The sequence below is a fragment of the Bacillus sp. MM2020_4 genome (genome assembly GCF_011250555.1).
Taxonomy (GTDB): Bacteria; Bacillota; Bacilli; order Bacillales; family Cytobacillaceae; genus Neobacillus.
In genome coordinates, this window is record NZ_JAANMZ010000038.1 from 1 (window position 1) to 20,089 (window position 20,089).

Below are 20,089 nucleotides of genomic sequence, written 5' to 3' on the forward strand. Positions count from 1 at the left end.
ATAATATTTCGAGAAATTGATTGAATAGAATACATAAAGTAGGTGTAAATGTGAATAAAGACCCTATTCTTCAAATAAAGGACTTAAAGGTTTCATTCCAATCAGGTAAGAAATTTGTCGCTGCTGTAGATGGGATCAGTTTTGAATTGAAAGAGGGAGAAATTCTTGGGATTGTCGGCGAGTCCGGGAGCGGCAAAAGTGTGACATCATTAGCCACGATGGGACTTATCCCGTCTCCTCCAGGAAAAATTGAGCATGGAGAAATTATCTTTGAAGGAACAGACCTGAAAAATATTTCAGAAAAGGAATGGCGAAGAATCCGCGGAAATCAGATTTCGATGATTTTCCAAGAACCGATGACCTCGTTGAATCCTTTGTTTACGATTGGTAATCAGTTGATGGAAGCTATACGGTTACATACCGATCTCAATAAATCACAAGCAAAGGTACGAAGTATAGAATTACTAAGGCTTGTAGGCATTCCAAGAGCAGAAGGAATTCTTAAAGACCATCCACATCAGCTCTCAGGTGGAATGAGGCAGCGGGTCATGATTGCGATGGCGATGGCCTGTAATCCAAAGGTACTGATTGCAGATGAGCCCACAACGGCTCTCGATGTCACTATCCAGGCACAAATACTGGCATTAATGAAGGATTTAAATCAGAAAACAAATACATCGATTATCCTCATTACCCACGATTTAGGTGTTGTAGCGGAAATTTGCGAGCGGGTCATTGTGATGTATTCAGGCCAAATCGTTGAACAGGGTGATGTCAGAAAAATTCTAAAGGACCCACAGCATCCATATACAAAGGGACTTTTGAAATCCGTCCCAGACCTAAGCAGAAAAAAGGATCGGCTCTATAGTATTCCGGGGACAGTTCCTGCTCCAGGAACAGTTCTAAAGGGTTGCAAATTCGCGGCCAGGTGTGCTGAGGTATTTGGTCAATGCCATGAAGAAACACCGGAATTATATAATACGGAAAAAGACGGGCATGAAGTGCGCTGTTTCCTACATACCTTGAAGGAGGGGAGTGACAAACATGTCGGAGTTTCTTCTTGAAGTAAATGGTTTGAAAAAGTATTTTCCAATCACTGGTGGGCTTCTTGGGAGAAAACAAGGGGAAGTCAAAGCGGTTGATGATGTTTCTTTTTATGTAAAAAAAGGAGAGACACTTGGGATTGTAGGTGAAAGTGGTTGCGGGAAGTCCACGACTGGCCGATTACTCATGCGCTTGATTGAGGCTAGTGATGGAAGAATAATTTTCGAAGATAAAGAGATTACCAGTTTGTCAAAGTCAGAATTACGAAAAACACGTAGGGAAATTCAAATGGTATTCCAGGATCCTTATGCTTCCTTAAACCCTAGGCATTCGATCGAGCAAATTCTTGAGGAGCCTCTGATTGTTCATGGAATCGGAACGAAAGAGGAGCGCAGGAAGCAGGTAAGAGAAATGCTGGAGGTTGTTGGCCTTAGCAGTTACCATGCTAAAAGGTATCCCCACCAGTTCAGCGGCGGGCAGCGCCAGCGGATTGGGATTGCCAAAGCATTGATGACAAAACCGAAACTAATTATTGCGGATGAACCGGTTTCCGCTCTTGACGTTTCGATTCAGGCCCAGGTTCTCAATCTGATGAAGGACATCCAAAAAGAGTTCCAGCTTACATACATATTTATCGCACATGATTTAGGTGTTGTTCGACATATCAGTGACCGTGTCGGCGTGATGTATTTAGGCAGATTAATAGAATTAGCCGATAGTGAAGAACTCTATGAAAATCCACAGCATCCGTATACGAAGGCACTTCTTTCCGCTGTACCAGTGCCAGATCCTGATTTAAAAAAGAAAACCATATTAATTGAAGGGGAACTGCCAAGTCCAGCAAATCCTCCATCAGGCTGCGCCTTTCACACAAGGTGCGGACAGGTAATGGATATTTGCAAAACTGCTAGACCAGCAGAACACGTAGAAAATGGTCATTTTGTGGCATGTCACTTATATAACAAATGATATGCGGCATTTATGATAAAAAACAAATAATTAGGGGGAAAAAAGCTTATGAGGAAAAAGTCATTTACACTGCTGTTGATTTCTTTATTAGCCATCAGCATGTTTTTAGTTGGCTGTAACAGCAAATCGAGCAGCGAGTCTGACGGCAAAAAAGAGCCAGCCACAAGCAATGGTTCCAAAAAGGATACACTTGTGTATGGCCGTGGTGGAGATTCCACTTCTTTGGATCCAATCACTACAACTGAGGGAGAAGCCTTTAAAGTCACTGAAAATATTTTCGAAACCTTACTTGAGTATGGCGAAAAAGATACTACTGTCCAACCGGGACTTGCTGAAAAGTGGGAGCCGTCTGAGGATGGATTAACGTACACATTCCACCTGCGTCAAGGAGTGAAATTCCATGACGGTACTGATTTTAATGCAGAGGCGGTTGTCTTTAACTTTGATCGCTGGATGAATGGGGATGAAGAGAAATTCCCTTATTACACCATGTTTGGCGGCTATAAAGCGGATGAAGGGCATGTCATTAAAGAAGTGAAAGCGCTTGATGAGTACACAGTCCAGTTCGTCTTGAAACGTCCGCAGGCCCCTTTCTTGAAAAACTTAGCGATGTCGCCATTTGGAATTGCCAGTCCTGAAGCTGTTAAAAAGTGGGGCGATGATTTCAGAAGCCATCCGGTTGGAACCGGTCCATTTAAATTTGTTGAATGGAAAAAGAAAGACCGTATTGTCGTTGAAAAAAATCCAGACTACTGGCAAGAAGGTTTACCGAAGTTAAACAAAATCATCTTCCGCGTTATTCCGGAAAATGCTGCTCGTCTTAACGCCCTTTCAAAAGGTGAAATCGATGTCATGGATGGGTTGAATAATTCTGATGAGGCAACAGTTAAGTCTGACGACAAACTGCAAATTATCGAACGTCCATCAATGAACGTTGGCTATATTGGATTAACAAATACTCGTAAACCATTTGATAATAAGCTTGTTCGTCAGGCAATTAATTATGCTATTGATAAAAAGTCTATCATTGATGCGTTCTATGGCGGCAAAGCACTTCCAGCTAAAAACCCTATGCCACCTTCCATTGAAGGATATAACGACGCCATTGAAGAGTATCCATATGATTTAGAAAAGGCAAAAGCGCTATTGAAGGAAGCAGGTTATGAAAAAGGTTTTAAAATGGATTTATGGGCAATGCCTGTAGCTCGTCCATATATGCCTGAAGCACAGAAGGTTGCTGAAGTTATCCAAGAAAGCTTAAGCAAAATTGGCGTAACTGCAGAAATCAAATCAGTAGACTGGGCAACTTATTTAGAAAAAGCAACAAAAGGAGAGTTTGATGCCTTTATGCTTGGCTGGACAGGTGACAATGGTGACCCTGATAACTTCATTTACACATTGCTTGATAAAGATGCCATTGGCAGCAACAACTACTCTTACTACAGCAACGATGAACTACACAACATCTTAATTGAGGCGCAAACAGAAACAGATCAAGCAAAACGGAACGAGCTTTATAAAAAGGCTCAAGAAATCATCCATGATGATGCACCTTGGGTACCGCTTGTACACTCAACACCACTATTAGCGGCGTCTAAAGATGTACTGAATTACATCCCGCATCCAACTGGATCAGAATGCTTAAGTAAAGTTGAATTTAAATAGTAATGGGGGAAAAGGGGAGGGAGCATTGCCTCCCCTTTTCTTACCATTAGGCGGAGTGATGGTTCTGTTTTGGGTGAAAATCCGATGGAACATCGAAGTAGAGGGGTTCTATTTTCGTATTTTTTTCAAAAGAGGTGATGGTTATGTTAACGTATACAGTCCGGCGAATACTAGCCTTAATTCCAGTATTAATCGGAATGACCCTTGTTGTTTTTGCCATTATTCATGCAATTCCGGGGAATCCGGCACAAGTTATTCTTGGGCAAAGGGCAACGCAGGAAGCAGTTGCCAATTTGACAGCTCAATTAGGGCTGGACAGGCCTTGGTACATACAATATTTCGATTATATAAAATCTCTTTTACATGGGGATTTAGGTGTTTCTCTGGAGACAAGGTTACCGATTAATGAAGAAATATGGCCTTACCTGGCCGCCACATTGGAATTAACCATTGTTGCGATGATTATCGCCATTGTTATTGGCGTCAATGCTGGTATTATTAGTGCCTGGTTTTCAAATTCATGGTTTGATTATGCTGCCATGATTCTTGCCTTAATTGGTGTATCGATGCCGATTTTTTGGCTTGGTTTAATGGAACAATGGGCTTTTTCCATTGAGTTAGGCTGGCTTCCGACAACAGGAAGAGAGGATGTTCGGGATCCGATCACAGCAATAACTAATCTTTATATGATTGATACCTTATTACAAGGCAATTTTACTCAATTTATTACGGTCATCAAGCATCTCATTTTACCGAGTATTGCCCTTGCCACTATCCCGATGGCGATTATCGCAAGGATGACCCGTGCCACGATGCTTGAGGTAATGAAATCAGATTACATTCGTACTGCTAGAGCAAAAGGATTAAGAATGTTTTGGGTCGTGTACAAGCACTCGCTCAAAAATGCCATCATTCCTGTGCTCACAGTTATTGGATTGCAGACGGGGCTGCTACTAGGTGGAGCGATCCTAACAGAAACGATCTTTAGCTGGCCGGGCATTGGCCGCTATTTATACGACGCCATTGGCTACCGTGATTATCCGGTCATTCAGTCTGGAATTTTAATTATTGCGGCTATATTTGTCCTTATCAATCTAATCGTTGACCTATTGTATGTCATAGTGGATCCAAGAATTAAATTTACAAAATAAGGAGGGGATCAAAAGTGGCAGAATTAGCAAAAAACATTGCAGACATCGCGGTTGCACCTGCCGAGGAAAAGCTGGTACCACCATGGAAAGAGGCATGGCAATCCTTTTATAAAAATCGCTTAGCATTGGCAGGATTATGTATCGTTTTATTTTTTATCATTTTAGCCATCATCGCTCCTTTGATTGCTCCATATGGATTTAAGGAACAGGTATTAGCTGATCGGATGCAGGCACCATCAAGTAAACATTGGTTCGGAACCGATGATTTTGGCCGTGATATTTTTTCTCGTGTGATCTACGGGGCAAGAATTTCTTTATGGGTCGGATTTTTCTCGGTGTTGGGATCTGTTGTTTTTGGAACATTGCTTGGAATTGTGGCAGGTTACTATGGGCGCTGGGTCGATGCGATCATTTCCCGAATCTTTGATGTTATGCTTGCCTTTCCAAGTATCCTTTTAGCGATTGCCGTTGTTGCAATCCTTGGACCATCCCTGAAAAATGCGCTCATTGCGATCGCTGTTATCAACATCCCTAATTTTGGCCGGCTTGTCAGATCAAAGGTTTTAAGTGTGAAACAAGAGGAATATATTATGGCAGCTAGAGCTGTCGGAATGAAGGACATAAGAATTCTTCTGAGACATATTCTGCCTAACAGTATTTCTCCGGTAATTGTCCAAGCAACATTGGCGATTGCCACTGCCATTATCGAAGCCGCTGCTTTAGGCTTTCTTGGCTTAGGTGCTCAACCGCCAACGCCTGAATGGGGGAAAATGCTCGCCGATTCGAAAAACTATATTACCAATGCCCCTTGGACATTAATTTTTCCGGGGATGGCTATTATGCTGACGGTACTTGGATTTAACCTAATGGGTGATGGACTCCGGGATGTTCTCGATCCGAAAATGAAAAACTAGGCGGTGACAATCACCGCCTAGTTTTTTTACAATTTGAAGTATGTTTAGCATTGATTATTACATCAATAATAATCATACTTATCCCAGCATAACCACTTGAGATTGTTGTTTTTAAACACGATTTAGGGATATAATAATCCCAATTTAAAAACTGAAATTTCTTAATTTAGATTAATAGGGGGATCGGAAAGATTGACTAATAAAAGCATTGTTTTTATCGGATTTATGGGTGTCGGAAAAACGACAATCGGCAGAATGGTTGCAGAAAAACTTGGTCGTGAATTTATTGATGTCGACGAGGAAATAGAAAAAGAGTATGAAATGAGGATTTCAGATATTTTTGAAAAAATCGGAGAACGGGCTTTTCGAGATAAAGAAAAAAGTGTTATCACCAATCTATGCGAACAAACGAATAAGGTTTTGTCTTTAGGTGGCGGTGCCTTTTTGCAAGAAGACATTAGAGAGCTGTGCATGGATTCCAGTTATGTTATTTTACTAGACTTGTCATTTGAAAAATGGAAAGAGCGGATCAATCTAATTATAAACAGCCGCCCAGTATTGCAAGGAAAGTCATTAGCAGAAATGGAGGAGCTCTTTTATAAAAGGCAGGAAGTGTATGCAAAGCATCATTTGAAAGTGATTACGGATGGTCATACTCCTGGGGAAATAGCCGATCTAATCATAAATACAGTAATAGAGAAGGGTAGATAATGAAAAAAACAGTAACAGTACGAGGAATTACAATTGGTGAAGGGGCACCAAAAATTTGTGTCTCTTTAATAGGAAGAACGAAAACCGAGTTAATCGAGGAGGCTGCATTTTTAAAAACAGTAGATTTGGATATTGTGGAATGGCGGGCAGATTTTTTTAATCATGTAGAGAGTATGATAAACGTGAAAGAGGCCCTTGGTGAAATACGTGCTATTCTAGCAGATATGCCGCTAATTTTTACGTTCAGAAGTAAAAAGGAAGGCGGCGAAAAAGAAATAAGCAATAAATATTACATTGAATTAAATAAAGCAATGGCTGAAAGCGGTATGGTTGATATCATTGATATAGAGTTGTTTAATGAAGAAATCGAAGTGAAGGACCTAATTAACACTGCACATGCAAATGACGTTTTTGTTATTCTTTCTAATCATGATTTCATTAAGACTCCATCGCGAGAGGAAATAGTGGAACGATTAAGGAAGGCGCAGGAATGGGGAGGAGATTTACCAAAAATTGCCGTCATGCCGGCTAATTCCTCGGATGTCCTGACTTTATTGGAAGCAACCAATACAATGAATGAAAACTATGCAGACAGGCCATTTATTACGATATCTATGGGAACTAGGGGGATTATCAGCCGCCTTGCAGGGGGATCGTTTGGATCAGCCATAACCTTTGGAGCTTCTGGGAAGGGATCGGCACCAGGTCAAATTGGAGTGAATGAATTAAGAAATATTTTAAACCTACTTCAATAATCTTATAAAAGGACAGCAATCCATTTTCAAAAAGGATGCTGTTTTTTTAATAATCATGCATAAAAATTGTATCTAAATTTACACCGAAATGAAAACGTTTTCATTATTAAACTTGATTATTTTCAGTAAACGCAAAAAATTAAGTCATTTTAATATTGAATAATTATATACATGTATGTATAATAATTCATTATATAAGCAACGTGGGAGTTGAAGAAATGAAGGCTGCAATTATTGGTGGCACAGGTTATGGGTCAATTGAGTTAGTCAGGTTATTAAATAAACACCCTTACATGGAGGTTGGTTCTGTCGTTTCTAACTCCCAAGCAGGGTTTAATTTTAGCGATGTGTATCCGCACCTTTCTAATATAATGGTTCAACCGCTTGAAACATTCAATGCAGATAGATTAAGTGAAGAAAATGACATTGTCTTTTTTGCAACACCATCAGGGGTAAGCAGCAAGCTTGTTCCAAAGATGATAGAAAAAGGTAAAAAGTGTATAGATCTATCTGGAGATTTTCGTCTAAGGAGTGCTGAAGAATATGAGTCATGGTATAAGCATTTACCGGCCTCAGAGGACTATTTAAAGCAGGCAACATACGGATTAACTGAAATTTATTCAGAAGAAATAAAAACTGCTAATCTGCTAGCTAATCCAGGCTGCTACCCTACTGCAACGACACTTGGCTTAATACCCATTGTAAAAAATGGGTTTGTAGATGAAAAGTCAATCATCATTGATGCAAAATCAGGTGTAACTGGTGCAGGCAGGGGACTTACATTAACATCACATTATGCGGAAATAAATGATAATGTCAGAGCTTATAAGCTGGGAGCGCATCAACATATTCCCGAAATTGAGCAAGTCCTTCAAGATGAAACAGGGATAGAGATCGCCATTACTTTCTCGACACATTTGGTTCCGATGTCACGCGGTATTATGTGTTCGATGTATATGAATCTAAAAGATTATATTTCAACAGAGGAAGTTATAGAAATTTATACTCAATTTTATGAAAAGCATCCCTTTGTGAGGGTTCGGCCTATTGGAAATGTTCCAACCACTAAAGAGGTACTTGGCAGTAATTTTTGTGATATCGGCCTTTATGTGGATCCACGAACTAATCGCTTAACGGTCATTTCCGTCATCGATAATTTAGTAAAAGGGGCAGCTGGTCAGGCAATTCAAAATGCAAATGTAATGAACGGATGGGATGAACGGACAGGACTTACAGATATTCCATTGTATCCTTAAAATTCATAAATTAGTAGATACCTAGTTATACGACCAAAGGGAAAAATAAGGGGGAAATAAAATTGGCGCAAGCAACATCAGTAAATGAAATTGTTGTTCTAGAGGATGGGAGTATAACAGTTCCACAAGGGTACAAAGCAGGCGGAATGCACTGTGGTATTAAAAGAAAACGACTTGATCTTGGGTATATTGTTTCTGAAGTGCCAGCCACGGTTGCCGGTGTGTATACCACAAATATTTTCCAAGCAGCACCATTACTTGTTACGCAAGAAAGTATTGCAAAAGAAAATAAAGCTCAAGCGATCCTCGTGAATTCTGGTAATGCCAATGCTTGCACTGGCGAGCGAGGAGTAGCTGATGCACTTGAAATGCAAAAAGAATTTGCAAGCCAATTGGGAATTCAAGATCACCTTGTAGCAATTACCTCAACTGGAGTCATTGGCGAATTGCTCCCTATGGATTGTATTAAGACGGGAATCCATAACATTCTTAAAACAGAATATGAATTTGAAGAAAACTTCAAACAAGCCATTTTAACAACTGATACATGTACAAAACAGATTGCTGTTCAGTTTACCATTGATGGTAAACAAGTGAGCATCGGGGGAACTTCTAAGGGATCGGGAATGATTCATCCAAATATGGCGACGATGCTTGGTTTTGTTACAACAGATGCAAGTGTTGCCCAGGAAGACCTTCTACATGCATTAAGAGAGGTAACCAATACCACATTTAATATGATAACCGTCGATGGAGACACCAGCACGAACGACATGGTGTTAGTAATGGCAAACGGTTTAGCTGACAATAAGCAACTGACGATGGACCATCCAGAATGGGGCATTTTTAAACAGGGATTACAAATCGTTTGCGAATCACTAGCTAAAAAAATTGCCCGTGACGGCGAAGGAGCAACTAAACTAATTGAGGTGCAAGTTGAGGGGGCTTTTAGTCTAAATGCAGCTAGAGCAGTAGGAAAATCAATTATTTCTTCTAATCTTGTAAAAACAGCTATTTACGGTACAGATCCAAATTGGGGAAGAATTGTAACGGCTGCCGGTTACAGTGGGGTTCCAATCGAGCCGAATTTATTGGAGGTTTCTTTAGGGCAATACAAAGTATTTGAAAAAGGGCTGCCTTGTCCGATTGATGAAGAGGAAGTAAAAGGCTATTTGGAAAATGAAAATGTTGTTATTTATGTTCATTTACATCAAGGCGAGTACAGCGCAACTGCTTGGGGATGCGACCTTACTTACGACTATGTAAAAATTAACGCATCTTACCGCACTTAAGGGGGAAGTGAAAATGAAATATTTAGTCATTAAGTGCGGCGGAAGTGTGTTAGAAAATCTGCCAAGGTCTTTTTATGAGGACGTTGTGAAGATGTATCATTCTGGTGAATGGGTACCGGTAATCGTGCACGGCGGTGGCCCTTTAATTAATCAGTTATTAAAAAACTTAAACGTTGAGACCACCTTTGTGAATGGTTTAAGAGTAACAAACCACGAGGTGTTAGATATTGTTGAAATGGTCTTAAGCGGCATGGTTAATAAACAAGTAGTAAGAAATATTGCTGAAGTTAATGGAAGAGCAATTGGAATAAGTGGTGTTGATGGCACCTTGTTGAAAGCAAAACCTAGTCATGATGCTGAAACTTTAGGTTTTGTCGGCGAAGTGGTCGAAGTGAATGAAAGTATCATTGCAGGCATTGTAAATCAAGGATATATTCCTGTCATTTCTCCAATTGGGGTTGATGCAGGCGGCCAGCGCTACAATATTAATGGTGATATTGCTGCATCAGCAATCGCCAAAGCACTTGAAGCAAATTTATGCTTTATCAGTGATATCCCTGGGATCTTAATCGAGAAAGATAGTGTGAAAACCAAACTTGATAGAGTATCAAAACAAATGATTGAAGAAATGATTACTAATCAAACAATCTACGGCGGTATGATTCCTAAAGTAACGGCAGCGATTGACGGGCTGGTTCATAATATACCAGAGGTTGGAATCATAAACGGATTTGAAAAAAATAGCTTACTAGATTATACAAATGGAAAAAATGTCGGAACAAAAATAGTTCTAGAAGAGGTGATTGCATAATGGCTGCCAACCCAACTGTTTCACAAATCTCACCGGTAATGCCAACATACGCACGCTTCCCCATCACCCTTGTAAAGGGAAAAGGAAGTTATGTTTGGGACGATCAAGAAAACAAATACTTAGATTTCACTTCTGGGATTGCCACCTGTAACCTAGGGCATGTTCCCGATCCAGTGAAAGAAAAACTTGAAGAACAATTACAAAACCTATGGCACTGCTCAAACCTTTACCACATTCCAAACCAAGAGGAGCTTGCAGCATTGCTCACGGCGAACAGCTGCGGCGATCAAGTCTTTTTTTGTAACAGCGGGGCAGAAGCGAATGAAGCAGCCATTAAACTAGCAAGAAGATATGCTAACAATGTTAAGGGAAGTGGCTCAAACGAAGTTGTCACCTTTCAGCAATCATTCCATGGAAGAACGTTAGCCACCTTAACCGCCACAGGCCAGGAAAAAATTCAACAGGGATTTTCTCCGCTCATGCCCGGATTCAGCTACCTGCCGTTTAATGACAGTGGAGCACTTGATCAGCTTCAGACAATCAAACCTGCCGCGGTCCTGCTAGAGCTTGTCCAGGGCGAAGGAGGAGTGATTCCTGCCAACCCAGATTGGGTGAAAAAACTAGCCCAAATTTGTAAAGATAACGAAATTCTGCTAATGGTGGATGAAATTCAAACAGGCATCGGACGAACGGGTACACTTTTCGCCTACGAACAATACGGTATTGAACCGGATGTTATCAGCATCGCCAAAGGTCTCGGCTCAGGATTTCCAATCGGAGCCATTATTGCAAAAGAAGAAGCAGCAAAGGGGTTTGAGCCGGGCAGCCACGGCAGTACATTTGGCGGGAACCCATTTGCGACGGCGGCAGGGCTTGCGACCATTACACATATCCTTGAAAGTGACGTACTCAAACAAGTTGTCGACATATCAGCGTATTTAGATCAACAACTTCAAATTCTAAAAGAAAAGTACCTTGTTATAAAAGAAATCCGTGGTACCGGGCTGCTAAAAGGGTTGGTTGTCGAGACCAGCGCCTTAGAAATTGTCCAAAAAGCGATAGCAAACAATCTGCTAATTTTATCTGCAGGCCCGAATGTGGTACGGATTTTGCCTCCGTTGACCGCCACAAAAGAAGAAGTGAATGAATTTGCCAACAAATTGGAAAGTGCTTTCCAAAGTATAGAGAAAGGCGCGTGAGTATTTTGGAGAATGGTTATCTTACTTTGGAAACGGGAGAAGTGTTTGAAGGCATTCTAATCGGTGCAGAGAAGGATTCGCTCGGAGAAGTAGTTTTTAACACGAGCATGACGGGCTATCAAGAAATTATTACTGATCCATCATACGCCGGCCAAATCATTACTTTCTGCTATCCGATTATCGGAAGCTATGGAATTAATGCTATCGATGATGAAAGTATTTCACCTGCCTTATCAGGAGTGATCATTGGCGATTTATGTGAAACACCGAGCCACTATCAATCAATTAATAAATTCTCGGAAAAACTTAAACAGGCAGGGGTTCCTGGAATCGCAGGGGTTGATACGAGACTTCTCGTGAAAACCATTCGCAGTCGCGGTACTGTTAAAGGGTACTTAAGCTATAAGAAGAAAACAAACTTGCCAACAACAGGAAACCAGGCATTTTGGGTAGACAAAGTATCAACAAAGAAGACACAATTTTTCAAAAATAGCGGGCCACATATCGTTCTATATGATTTTGGCTATAAAAAGTCGATCCTAAATGCGCTATTAGAAGAAAATTGTGCGGTGACGATTGTGCCATACAATACTTCTTTTGAAAAAGTAAAAGCACTGAATCCCGATGGTGTCCTGTTAAGTAACGGACCTGGCGATCCCATGGAATTAAAACAGTGGTTCCCTGAGATTAAGAAAATAAGCCAGCAATTTCCAACACTAGGAATTTGCCTAGGACACCAGCTGATTGCCCTTGCCTATGGGGCTAAAACTACAAAACTTGCATATGGCCATCGCGGCGGCAACCATCCGGTTAAGGAAATAAATACTGGCAAGGTTAAAATAACAGCACAAAATCACGGCTATGTCGTCGTTGATGAAAGCATTGATGAAAAAGTTTTTGATGTCACATACAGAAATGTAAATGACAAATCAATCGAAGGTCTGAAGCATCAAAACTTTCCTATCCAAACCGTACAATTTCATCCGGAAGCACATCCTGGGCCAAGTGATACCGAATATATTCTGAAAGATTTCGTAAAACAGTTAGCATCAATGGGAGAGACAGTATATGCCGCTAAATAAAAAACTAAAAAAAGTACTTGTTATTGGATCTGGTCCAATTGTGATCGGCCAGGCAGCAGAATTTGATTATGCCGGTACACAGGCATGTATTGCCCTTAAAGAGGAAGGGATAGAAGTTGTTTTAATCAATAATAACCCTGCGACAATCATGACAGATGAGGCGATTGCCGACAAGGTATATATCGAGCCATTAAACGTTGAGACAATTGAAAAAATCATTCAAAAAGAAAAGCCTGATGGGGTCATTGGGACCCTTGGTGGGCAAACAGGTTTGAATTTAACCGTTCAGCTGTATGAACAAGGGATATTAGAAAAATACAATGTAAAACTCCTTGGCACCTCCGTCGAATCAATCAAAAACGGGGAAGACCGTGAAAGGTTCCGTAACCTAATGCTGGAAATCGGGGAACCAATACCGGAATCAGCGATCATACACAGTTTTGCAGAAGGCGAAGCTTTTGTGAAAGAAATTGGCTTTCCGGTCATCATTCGTCCGGCCTATACCCTTGGGGGAGAAGGGGGCGGTTTTGCCTACAATGACGAAGAACTTGAAATCGTCCTTAAGAAAGGCTTAGCAGCAAGTCCCATCCAACAAGTGTTAGTCGAAAAAAGTATTAAAGGCTGGAAGGAAATTGAATATGAGGTCATGAGAGACGCAAATGATACGTGCATTATTGTCTGCAATATGGAAAACATGGATCCAGTCGGCGTTCATACAGGTGATTCCATCGTTGTCGCTCCATCGCAGACATTAACAGATGTTCAGTATCAAATGCTCCGTGACGTTTCGATAAAAGTAATCAGAGAGCTAAAAATTATTGGCGGATGTAATATCCAGTTCGCGCTGCATCCGGAATCCAATCAATATTACATCATTGAAGTGAATCCAAGGGTAAGTCGTTCGTCTGCACTTGCTTCGAAGGCTACTGGTTACCCGATTGCCCGTATGGCAGCAAAATGTGCAGTAGGATATCACCTCGATGAAATTGTGAACCCGATAACAGGTAATACCTTTGCTTCGTTTGAGCCAGCGATTGATTATATTGTGGTAAAACTGCCTCGATTCCCATTTGACAAGTTCCCTGAAGCAGATAGAACACTAGGGACACAAATGAAAGCAACTGGAGAGGTCATGGCAATCGACAGGACGTTTGAAGGGGCTTTAAATAAAGCAATCCGGTCAATGGAAATGAACGTGTATGGACTTTGCCGCGATACAAACCATTCATTAAGTGAAGAAGTCCTTTTTGAACTGCTTGAAATCGCCAATGATCAGCGTTTATTTGTTATTGCTGAAGCATTCCGCAGAGGTATCTCGCTTGAAAAAGTGCATCAGTTGACCGAGATTGACCCATGGTTTTTGCACAAAATTAGCTCAATCGTTGCGTTAGAAACAGAACTTGCCTCCTATGAATGGAGCAATGTTCCAACAGCGCTGCTGAAAGAAGCAAAACGAAATAATGTTGCAGATAAGCTTTTATCGCAAATTTTTAATATCCCAGAAAAACAAGTCAGAAAGCAGTGGAAAGAATTTGACTGGAAACCGGGCTATAAGATGGTTGATACCTGTTCAGCAGAATTTGATGCGGTCACACCTTACTATTACTCAACATGGCACGGTGTTGATGAAGTAGAGCCAACAAATAAGAAAAAAATTCTGGTCATTGGGTCAGGACCGATTCGGATTGGCCAGGGAATTGAATTTGATTACTGCTCTGTCCACGCCGCAATGGCGATTAAGAAAAAAGGCTATGAGGCAGTTGTCATTAATAACAATCCGGAGACAGTCAGTACCGATTATTCCATTGCAGACAGTCTTTATTTCGAACCACTTGCTGCTGAAGATGTCCTCCATGTCATTGAAAAAGAACAAGTCGAGGGCGTATTGATCCAGTTCGGCGGGCAAACGGCGATTAATTTGGCCCATGCTTTAGAAGAAGAGGGTGTCAAGATTTTAGGAACTACCGTTGAAAATATTAATCTTCTTGAAGACAGAAAAGAATTTTATCAATTGCTGGAAGACTTAAGCATCCCGCATATCGAAGGAAAAACAGTATCGCATCCTGAAGAACTAGTGGAAGCTGCAGCTAAACTAGGATACCCGGTTCTCGTCCGCCCGTCGTACGTCATTGGCGGTCAGGCGATGTTTACGATTTTTTCAGAAGAGGAATTAGGGCAGTATATTTCCCAGCTTAAGAATAATTCATATGATGCGATGTGGCCGCTATTAGTAGATAAATTTTTACCAGGACTAGAATGTGAGATTGATGTTATTTGTGATGGAGACCAAATCGTAGTTCCGGGGATTTTTGAACATATTGAAAAAGCCGGTGTTCACTCTGGTGACAGCATATCGGTGTTCCCGCCCATCTCAATGTCTGAAGTGGTAAAAGAAACGATCATTCAGTATGCAGAGAAAATTGCTATATCGGCACCAGTTATCGGCATGATGAACATTCAATATGTGGTTTATGAAAATCAGGTTTTTGTGCTCGAAGTAAATCCGCGTTCATCAAGAACGGTGCCAATTATCAGTAAGGTAACAGGTATTCCGATGATTGATTGGGCAGTCAGTGCCCAATTAGGGGAGAAATTATCCGATTTATCGGAAGTTCAAGGTTTACTTCCTGAACCGGGTTATTATTCTGTAAAAGCCCCCATATTTTCATCCAGTAAGCTTAAGGGCGTTGACCATGTGCTAGGGCCGGAAATGAAATCAACTGGCGAAGCACTCGGAATGGGCGTAACGTTTCAAGCAGCTCTTGAAAAAGCACTCCCGGCTCTTGGGGGAAAAGCGGAAGAAAAGTATCTGTTTTGTTCTATTTCCGATCGGGAAAAAACAGCTAGTCTTCCAATCATTCGCGATCTTATCAACCAGGATTATCAGATTGCAGCAACAGAAGGTACTGCATTGTTTTTACGAAATAATGGAATATCGGTTGAACAGGTAGCTACGGACGATCAAGATGTAAGTGAACTTTTTCGAAAACAGCCAATAAAAGCAGTCATTAATATACCGAACCAAGGCCGACAAAAACAAAAGTTTGGTTTTCAAATTCGTGAGCATGCAGTTCGTTACAAAATACCTGTATTTACACATTTAGATACAATTGCAGCGACTAGTGGTTTACAAAATCAATCCAAGTCAGAGAATGAAGTCCTTACAGTCTGTGAGTATTACGATTTGGAAAAAAGGGGTGCTGAACATGTTAGAAGCATATAAATTGAAAAAGCAAGAATTAAAGGGAAAGGATTTTTTACAGCTGTCGGATTTTACTACAGATGAAATTCTCTATCTGCTTGAAGCGGCTCAGGAGTTAAAGGCACTGCAGAAACAAGGTACGCCCCAGCCGCACTTAAACGGGAAGGTATTGGGAATGATTTTTGAAAAATCTTCTACCCGTACAAGAGTATCTTTCGAGGTGGGAATGCTGCAGCTCGGAGGTCATGCGATTTTCCTAAGTTCGAAGGATATTCAGCTCGGAAGAGGAGAAAGCATTTCCGATACAGCGAAAGTGTTATCCCGTTATGTCGACGGCATCATGATTCGAACTTTTTCACATGAATCAGTAGAAGAATTAGCAGACCACGCAACAGTACCGGTAATAAATGGGCTAACGGACCTGCAGCATCCAACGCAGGTGCTGGCCGACTTGCTGACCATCTTAGAGCACAAAGGTAAATTGGCTGGTATAAAGCTTTGTTATATTGGTGATGGCAATAACAATATGGCCCATTCGCTAATGGAGGGCGCGGCTAAAGTGGGGATGAATATAAGCATTGCCAGCCCGACTGGATATTTGCCAAATGGTAAAATAACAGAACAGGCCATTCAAGTGGGTAAGCTTACAGGAAGTACGGTTACGGTTATGAATGATCCGCTGGAAGCAATTAAAGATGCCGATGTCGTGGTGACGGATGTTTGGACCAGCATGGGCCAGGAAGAAGAAACTGCGTTAAGATTAGAGGCATTCCGAGGCTTCCAGGTTAATGAGGAATTGTGTAAGTATGCGAAGAAGGATTTTATTTTCTTACACTGTTTACCGGCTCATAGGGGTGAAGAGGTTACCGCAGAAATTATTGATGGACCTCATTCAGTTGTTTTTGATGAAGCAGAAAACCGCCTGCATGCACAAAAGTCAATTTTAAAACTTTTACTTGCATAATAGTTTCATTTTTTATAAGATTAACTGTATAATAATTCTATTGATTGAATAAAAATTCATACATGACACAAGGAGAATACAGATGACGAAGGAAAAAATTGTTTTAGCATACTCAGGCGGTTTGGATACTTCCGTATCAGTAAAGTGGATTCAAGAAAAATATGGATATGATGTGATTGCATTAGGTCTTGATGTTGGCGAAGGTAAGGATCTAGAGGCGATAAAAACAAAGGCACTGAATGTTGGTGCCGTTAAAGCATATATCGTAGATGCTAAGGAATTGTTAGCGAAGGAATATATTCTTCCAGCTCTGAAAGCTAATTGTTTATATGAAGGAAAGTACCCGCTATCATCGGCGCTTTCAAGACCGCTCATTTCAAAATTATTAGTAGAGGTCGCGGAAAAGGAGGGCGCTGCAGCTGTTGCCCACGGTTGTACCGGTAAAGGGAATGATCAGGTTCGATTCGAGGTTTCCATCCAAGCATTAAATCCAAGTTTAAAGGTGGTCGCTCCGGTTCGTGAATGGGGTATGACCCGTGATGAAGAAATTGCCTATGCCGAAGAAAACGGCATTCCAATCCCAGTTGATTTAGACAATCCATTCTCGATTGATGCTAACATCTGGGGGCGTGCTTGTGAAGCTGGCGTTCTTGAAGATCCATGGGCAGAGGCGCCGGAAGCAGCATTCGATTGGACGAATCCAATTGAATTAACACCGGATGCGGCAGAATACGTGGAAATTGAATTTGAACAAGGTGTCCCTGTTTCCTTAAATGGCGAGCAACTTCCATTAGTACAATTAATCGAAACATTGAACGAGCTTGGCGGCAAGCATGGAGTTGGCCGTATCGATCATATTGAGAATAGATTAGTTGGAATCAAGTCGCGTGAAGTGTATGAAAATCCAGCAGCATTAATTTTAATTAATGCACATAAAGAATTAGAATTTTTGACATTACCTCGCGAAGTTTCACAATTTAAGACGCAAGTTGAACAGCAGATGGCGAAGATTATCTATGAAGGTCTTTGGTATTCGCCGTTAAAATCCGCTCTAGATGCTTTTATTGATGAAACGCAAAAAACGGTTTCCGGTACAATCCGTGTCAAGCTTCATAAAGGAAATCATACGGTTGTAGGCCGTAAGTCACCGCATAGCTTGTATAACGAGGAATTGGCAACATATGCAAAAGGCGACGCTTTTGATCATAATGCGGCGGTTGGTTTTATTAAGCTTTGGGGATTACCGACAAAAGTATATTCAGAGGTTAATAAGAAAGAATCGGTTCTTAAATAATATGGACATTGCCCTCGAAGGTGGAAATTCGGGGGCAAACTTCTATTGAATGTAAGGTATTTTGCGATTCGCCGATATACACTTAAAATTCGCTGAAAAAAAAGAAAAATACCAAAAATAGCCCAGTTTGAAGGGAGAAACACACATGTCTAAGCTATGGGGCGGACGTTTTACGAAAGAAACAAATAAATTGGTTGAAGAATTCACAGCTTCTATCACTTTTGATCAAAAACTAGCAAAAGAGGATATTGCTGGCAGCCTTGCCCATGTTCAAATGTTAGGGGAATGCGGCATTATTCCAATGGATGATACTGAGAAAATTAAGGATGGTCTCCTATCCATAAAAGAGATGGTAGATAATCACGAGGTTGAATTTTTAGTAGCCGATGAAGATATTCATATGAATATTGAAAAATTATTAATTGAAAAAATAGGCCCTGTCGGCGGCAAGCTTCATACGGGACGCAGCCGAAATGATCAAGTGGCGACCGATATGCATCTATATTTACGAACAAAAACAACAGAACTAATAAAATTACTTGAGGATGTCCAGCAGGCATTGATCTCTCAAGCAAAAGTGAATGTAGAAACATTAATTCCTGGGTATACGCATTTACAGCGGGCCCAGCCGGTTTCGTTTGCCCATCATCTCATGGCCTATTTTTGGATGTTTGAACGTGATAAAGAAAGATTAATAGACTCGTTAAAACGAATTAATTGGCTTCCGCTGGGTTCAGGTGCCCTGGCAGGGACGACCTTCCCGATTGACCGTGAACGTGTGGCCGAGCTGCTCGGATTTGAAACTGTTTATCCCAACAGTATGGATGCGGTAAGTGACCGTGATTTTATTCTAGAATTTTTATCGATTGGTTCCATCATCATGACACATATTTCAAGACTTTCTGAGGAATTGGTCATTTGGTCAAGCCAGGAGTTTCAGTTTGTGGAGTTGGATGATTCATTCTGCACAGGCTCAAGTATCATGCCACAAAAGAAAAACCCGGATGTACCGGAGCTGCTTAGAGGGAAAACAGGCCGTACTTATGGTAATCTAATCGGCTTATTGACCGTCTTAAAGGGCTTGCCACTCGCCTACAACAAGGATCTGCAAGAAGATAAGGAAGGTATGTTTGACACAGTGGAAACACTAGAAGGCTCTTTAAAGCTTTTGGCACCAATGATCGAAACGATGACGGTCAAGAAAGATGTGATGCGTAAGGCAATCAACAATGATTTTTCCAATGCAACAGATATTGCTGATTATTTGGTTAGAAAAGGCTTGCCGTTCCGTGAAGCCCATGAAGTAATTGGAAAAATAGTGTTGTATGCTATTCAAAACAACAAATTTTTATTGGATTTACGTTTTGAGGAATATCAAGAGTTCAGTGCATTATTTGGGGACGATATTTATCAGGTATTGGCTCCTGAGCATGTTGTGGCCGTGAGGAACAGCTTTGGCGGTACAGCTCCTGAACAGGTGATGAAACAAATTATCCTTGCTGAGGGGAAATTGGAAGAATAATGCTGAGCAAGGTTAATAAGAACCTATTGACATTACCAGAAGATTCAGCTAATATTCTTTTTATAACTTTGGAAATTTAAAGAAAAATTAAATAAAACTCTTATCCAGAGCGGCGGAGGGACTAGGCCCGATGAAGCCCGGCAACCATCAAGGTATTCCTTGAAAAGGTGCTAATTCCTGCAGGTTAATTTTAACCTGAAAGATAAGGGGAGGAATCTAGCCCTCTTCTTATGAAGAGGGCTTTTCCTGTATACAGAA

General features: G+C 41.0%; 16 protein-coding genes and 1 riboswitch. All 16 genes read left to right on the plus strand.

Translation table 11 applies throughout. The features are described 5' to 3' along the window. The first annotated feature begins 50 nt into the window (after positions 1 to 50). Positions 51 to 1,064 (plus strand): ABC transporter ATP-binding protein, encoded by a 1,014-nt coding sequence (locus G6554_RS19220; protein WP_166244796.1) that lies wholly within the window; start codon positions 51 to 53, stop codon positions 1,062 to 1,064. Further along, entirely contained in the window at positions 1,045 to 2,013 is a 969-nt protein-coding gene (locus G6554_RS19225; RefSeq protein WP_166244798.1) for an ABC transporter ATP-binding protein, read from the plus strand. Before G6554_RS19220 ends, G6554_RS19225 begins: the two co-directional genes overlap by 20 nt. Before the next feature lie 48 nt (positions 2,014 to 2,061). Continuing rightward, positions 2,062 to 3,678 (plus strand): ABC transporter substrate-binding protein, encoded by a 1,617-nt coding sequence (locus G6554_RS19230; protein ID WP_166244799.1) that lies wholly within the window; start codon positions 2,062 to 2,064, stop codon positions 3,676 to 3,678. Between the two features lie 143 nt (positions 3,679 to 3,821). Beyond that, entirely contained in the window at positions 3,822 to 4,829 is a 1,008-nt protein-coding gene (locus tag G6554_RS19235; protein ID WP_166244801.1) for an ABC transporter permease, read from the plus strand. A gap of 14 nt (positions 4,830 to 4,843) precedes the next feature. Continuing rightward, entirely contained in the window at positions 4,844 to 5,743 is a 900-nt protein-coding gene (nikC, locus tag G6554_RS19240) for a nickel transporter permease (RefSeq protein WP_166244803.1), read from the plus strand. A gap of 192 nt (positions 5,744 to 5,935) precedes the next feature. Next, on the plus strand, positions 5,936 to 6,454 hold the full coding sequence (locus G6554_RS19245) for a shikimate kinase (protein ID WP_242637883.1): 519 nt from the start codon (positions 5,936 to 5,938) through the stop codon (positions 6,452 to 6,454). Next, positions 6,454 to 7,209, plus strand: coding sequence for a type I 3-dehydroquinate dehydratase (gene aroD, locus G6554_RS19250; RefSeq protein ID WP_166244805.1), 756 nt, complete (start codon positions 6,454 to 6,456; stop codon positions 7,207 to 7,209). Before G6554_RS19245 ends, aroD begins: the two co-directional genes overlap by 1 nt. 218 nt (positions 7,210 to 7,427) lie before the next feature. Then, positions 7,428 to 8,465 (plus strand): N-acetyl-gamma-glutamyl-phosphate reductase, encoded by a 1,038-nt coding sequence (gene argC / locus G6554_RS19255; protein WP_166244807.1) that lies wholly within the window; start codon positions 7,428 to 7,430, stop codon positions 8,463 to 8,465. Between the two features lie 62 nt (positions 8,466 to 8,527). Continuing rightward, entirely contained in the window at positions 8,528 to 9,757 is a 1,230-nt protein-coding gene (argJ, locus tag G6554_RS19260) for a bifunctional glutamate N-acetyltransferase/amino-acid acetyltransferase ArgJ (protein WP_166244809.1), read from the plus strand. A gap of 13 nt (positions 9,758 to 9,770) precedes the next feature. Next, positions 9,771 to 10,568, plus strand: coding sequence for an acetylglutamate kinase (gene argB / locus G6554_RS19265; RefSeq protein WP_166244811.1), 798 nt, complete (start codon positions 9,771 to 9,773; stop codon positions 10,566 to 10,568). After that, a complete protein-coding gene (locus tag G6554_RS19270; protein ID WP_166244813.1) occupies positions 10,568 to 11,767 on the plus strand; it encodes an acetylornithine transaminase in 1,200 nt (399 codons plus the stop codon). Before argB ends, G6554_RS19270 begins: the two co-directional genes overlap by 1 nt. A 5-nt stretch (positions 11,768 to 11,772) precedes the next feature. Next, positions 11,773 to 12,849 carry a carbamoyl phosphate synthase small subunit gene (locus tag G6554_RS19275; protein WP_166244864.1) on the plus strand — a complete coding sequence of 359 codons (1,077 nt, stop codon included), beginning with the start codon at positions 11,773 to 11,775 and terminating at the stop codon, positions 12,847 to 12,849. Continuing rightward, complete coding sequence (gene carB, locus G6554_RS19280; RefSeq protein WP_166244815.1) at positions 12,836 to 16,072, plus strand: carbamoyl-phosphate synthase (glutamine-hydrolyzing) large subunit; 3,237 nt, start codon at positions 12,836 to 12,838, stop codon at positions 16,070 to 16,072. Before G6554_RS19275 ends, carB begins: the two co-directional genes overlap by 14 nt. Beyond that, positions 16,056 to 17,015, plus strand: a complete 960-nt coding sequence (gene argF / locus G6554_RS19285; protein ID WP_166244817.1) for an ornithine carbamoyltransferase — start codon at positions 16,056 to 16,058, stop codon at positions 17,013 to 17,015. The genes carB and argF overlap by 17 nt, the downstream gene beginning before the upstream one ends. Positions 17,016 to 17,097: 82 nt before the next feature. Then, positions 17,098 to 18,309, plus strand: a complete 1,212-nt coding sequence (locus tag G6554_RS19290) for an argininosuccinate synthase (protein ID WP_166244819.1) — start codon at positions 17,098 to 17,100, stop codon at positions 18,307 to 18,309. A 145-nt stretch (positions 18,310 to 18,454) separates the two neighbouring features. Next, the gene (gene argH, locus G6554_RS19295) at positions 18,455 to 19,831 is read left to right on the plus strand and encodes an argininosuccinate lyase (protein ID WP_166244821.1); all 1,377 of its coding nucleotides are present in this window, start codon (positions 18,455 to 18,457) and stop codon (positions 19,829 to 19,831) included. A 97-nt stretch (positions 19,832 to 19,928) separates the two neighbouring features. Beyond that, positions 19,929 to 20,040: riboswitch (SAM riboswitch) on the plus strand. The last annotated feature ends 49 nt before the right edge of the window (positions 20,041 to 20,089 follow it).

Coding starts and splice junctions, on each gene's coding strand:
- G6554_RS19225 (WP_166244798.1), top strand. CDS start 1,045: ATGTCGGAGTTTCTTCTTGAAGTAAATGGTTTGAAAAAGTATTTTCCA.
- G6554_RS19230 (WP_166244799.1), top strand. CDS start 2,062: ATGAGGAAAAAGTCATTTACACTGCTGTTGATTTCTTTATTAGCCATC.
- G6554_RS19235 (WP_166244801.1), top strand. CDS start 3,822: ATGTTAACGTATACAGTCCGGCGAATACTAGCCTTAATTCCAGTATTA.
- aroD (WP_166244805.1), top strand. CDS start 6,454: ATGAAAAAAACAGTAACAGTACGAGGAATTACAATTGGTGAAGGGGCA.
- argC (WP_166244807.1), top strand. CDS start 7,428: ATGAAGGCTGCAATTATTGGTGGCACAGGTTATGGGTCAATTGAGTTA.
- argB (WP_166244811.1), top strand. CDS start 9,771: ATGAAATATTTAGTCATTAAGTGCGGCGGAAGTGTGTTAGAAAATCTG.
- G6554_RS19270 (WP_166244813.1), top strand. CDS start 10,568: ATGGCTGCCAACCCAACTGTTTCACAAATCTCACCGGTAATGCCAACA.
- carB (WP_166244815.1), top strand. CDS start 12,836: ATGCCGCTAAATAAAAAACTAAAAAAAGTACTTGTTATTGGATCTGGT.
- argF (WP_166244817.1), top strand. CDS start 16,056: ATGTTAGAAGCATATAAATTGAAAAAGCAAGAATTAAAGGGAAAGGAT.
- G6554_RS19290 (WP_166244819.1), top strand. CDS start 17,098: ATGACGAAGGAAAAAATTGTTTTAGCATACTCAGGCGGTTTGGATACT.
- argH (WP_166244821.1), top strand. CDS start 18,455: ATGTCTAAGCTATGGGGCGGACGTTTTACGAAAGAAACAAATAAATTG.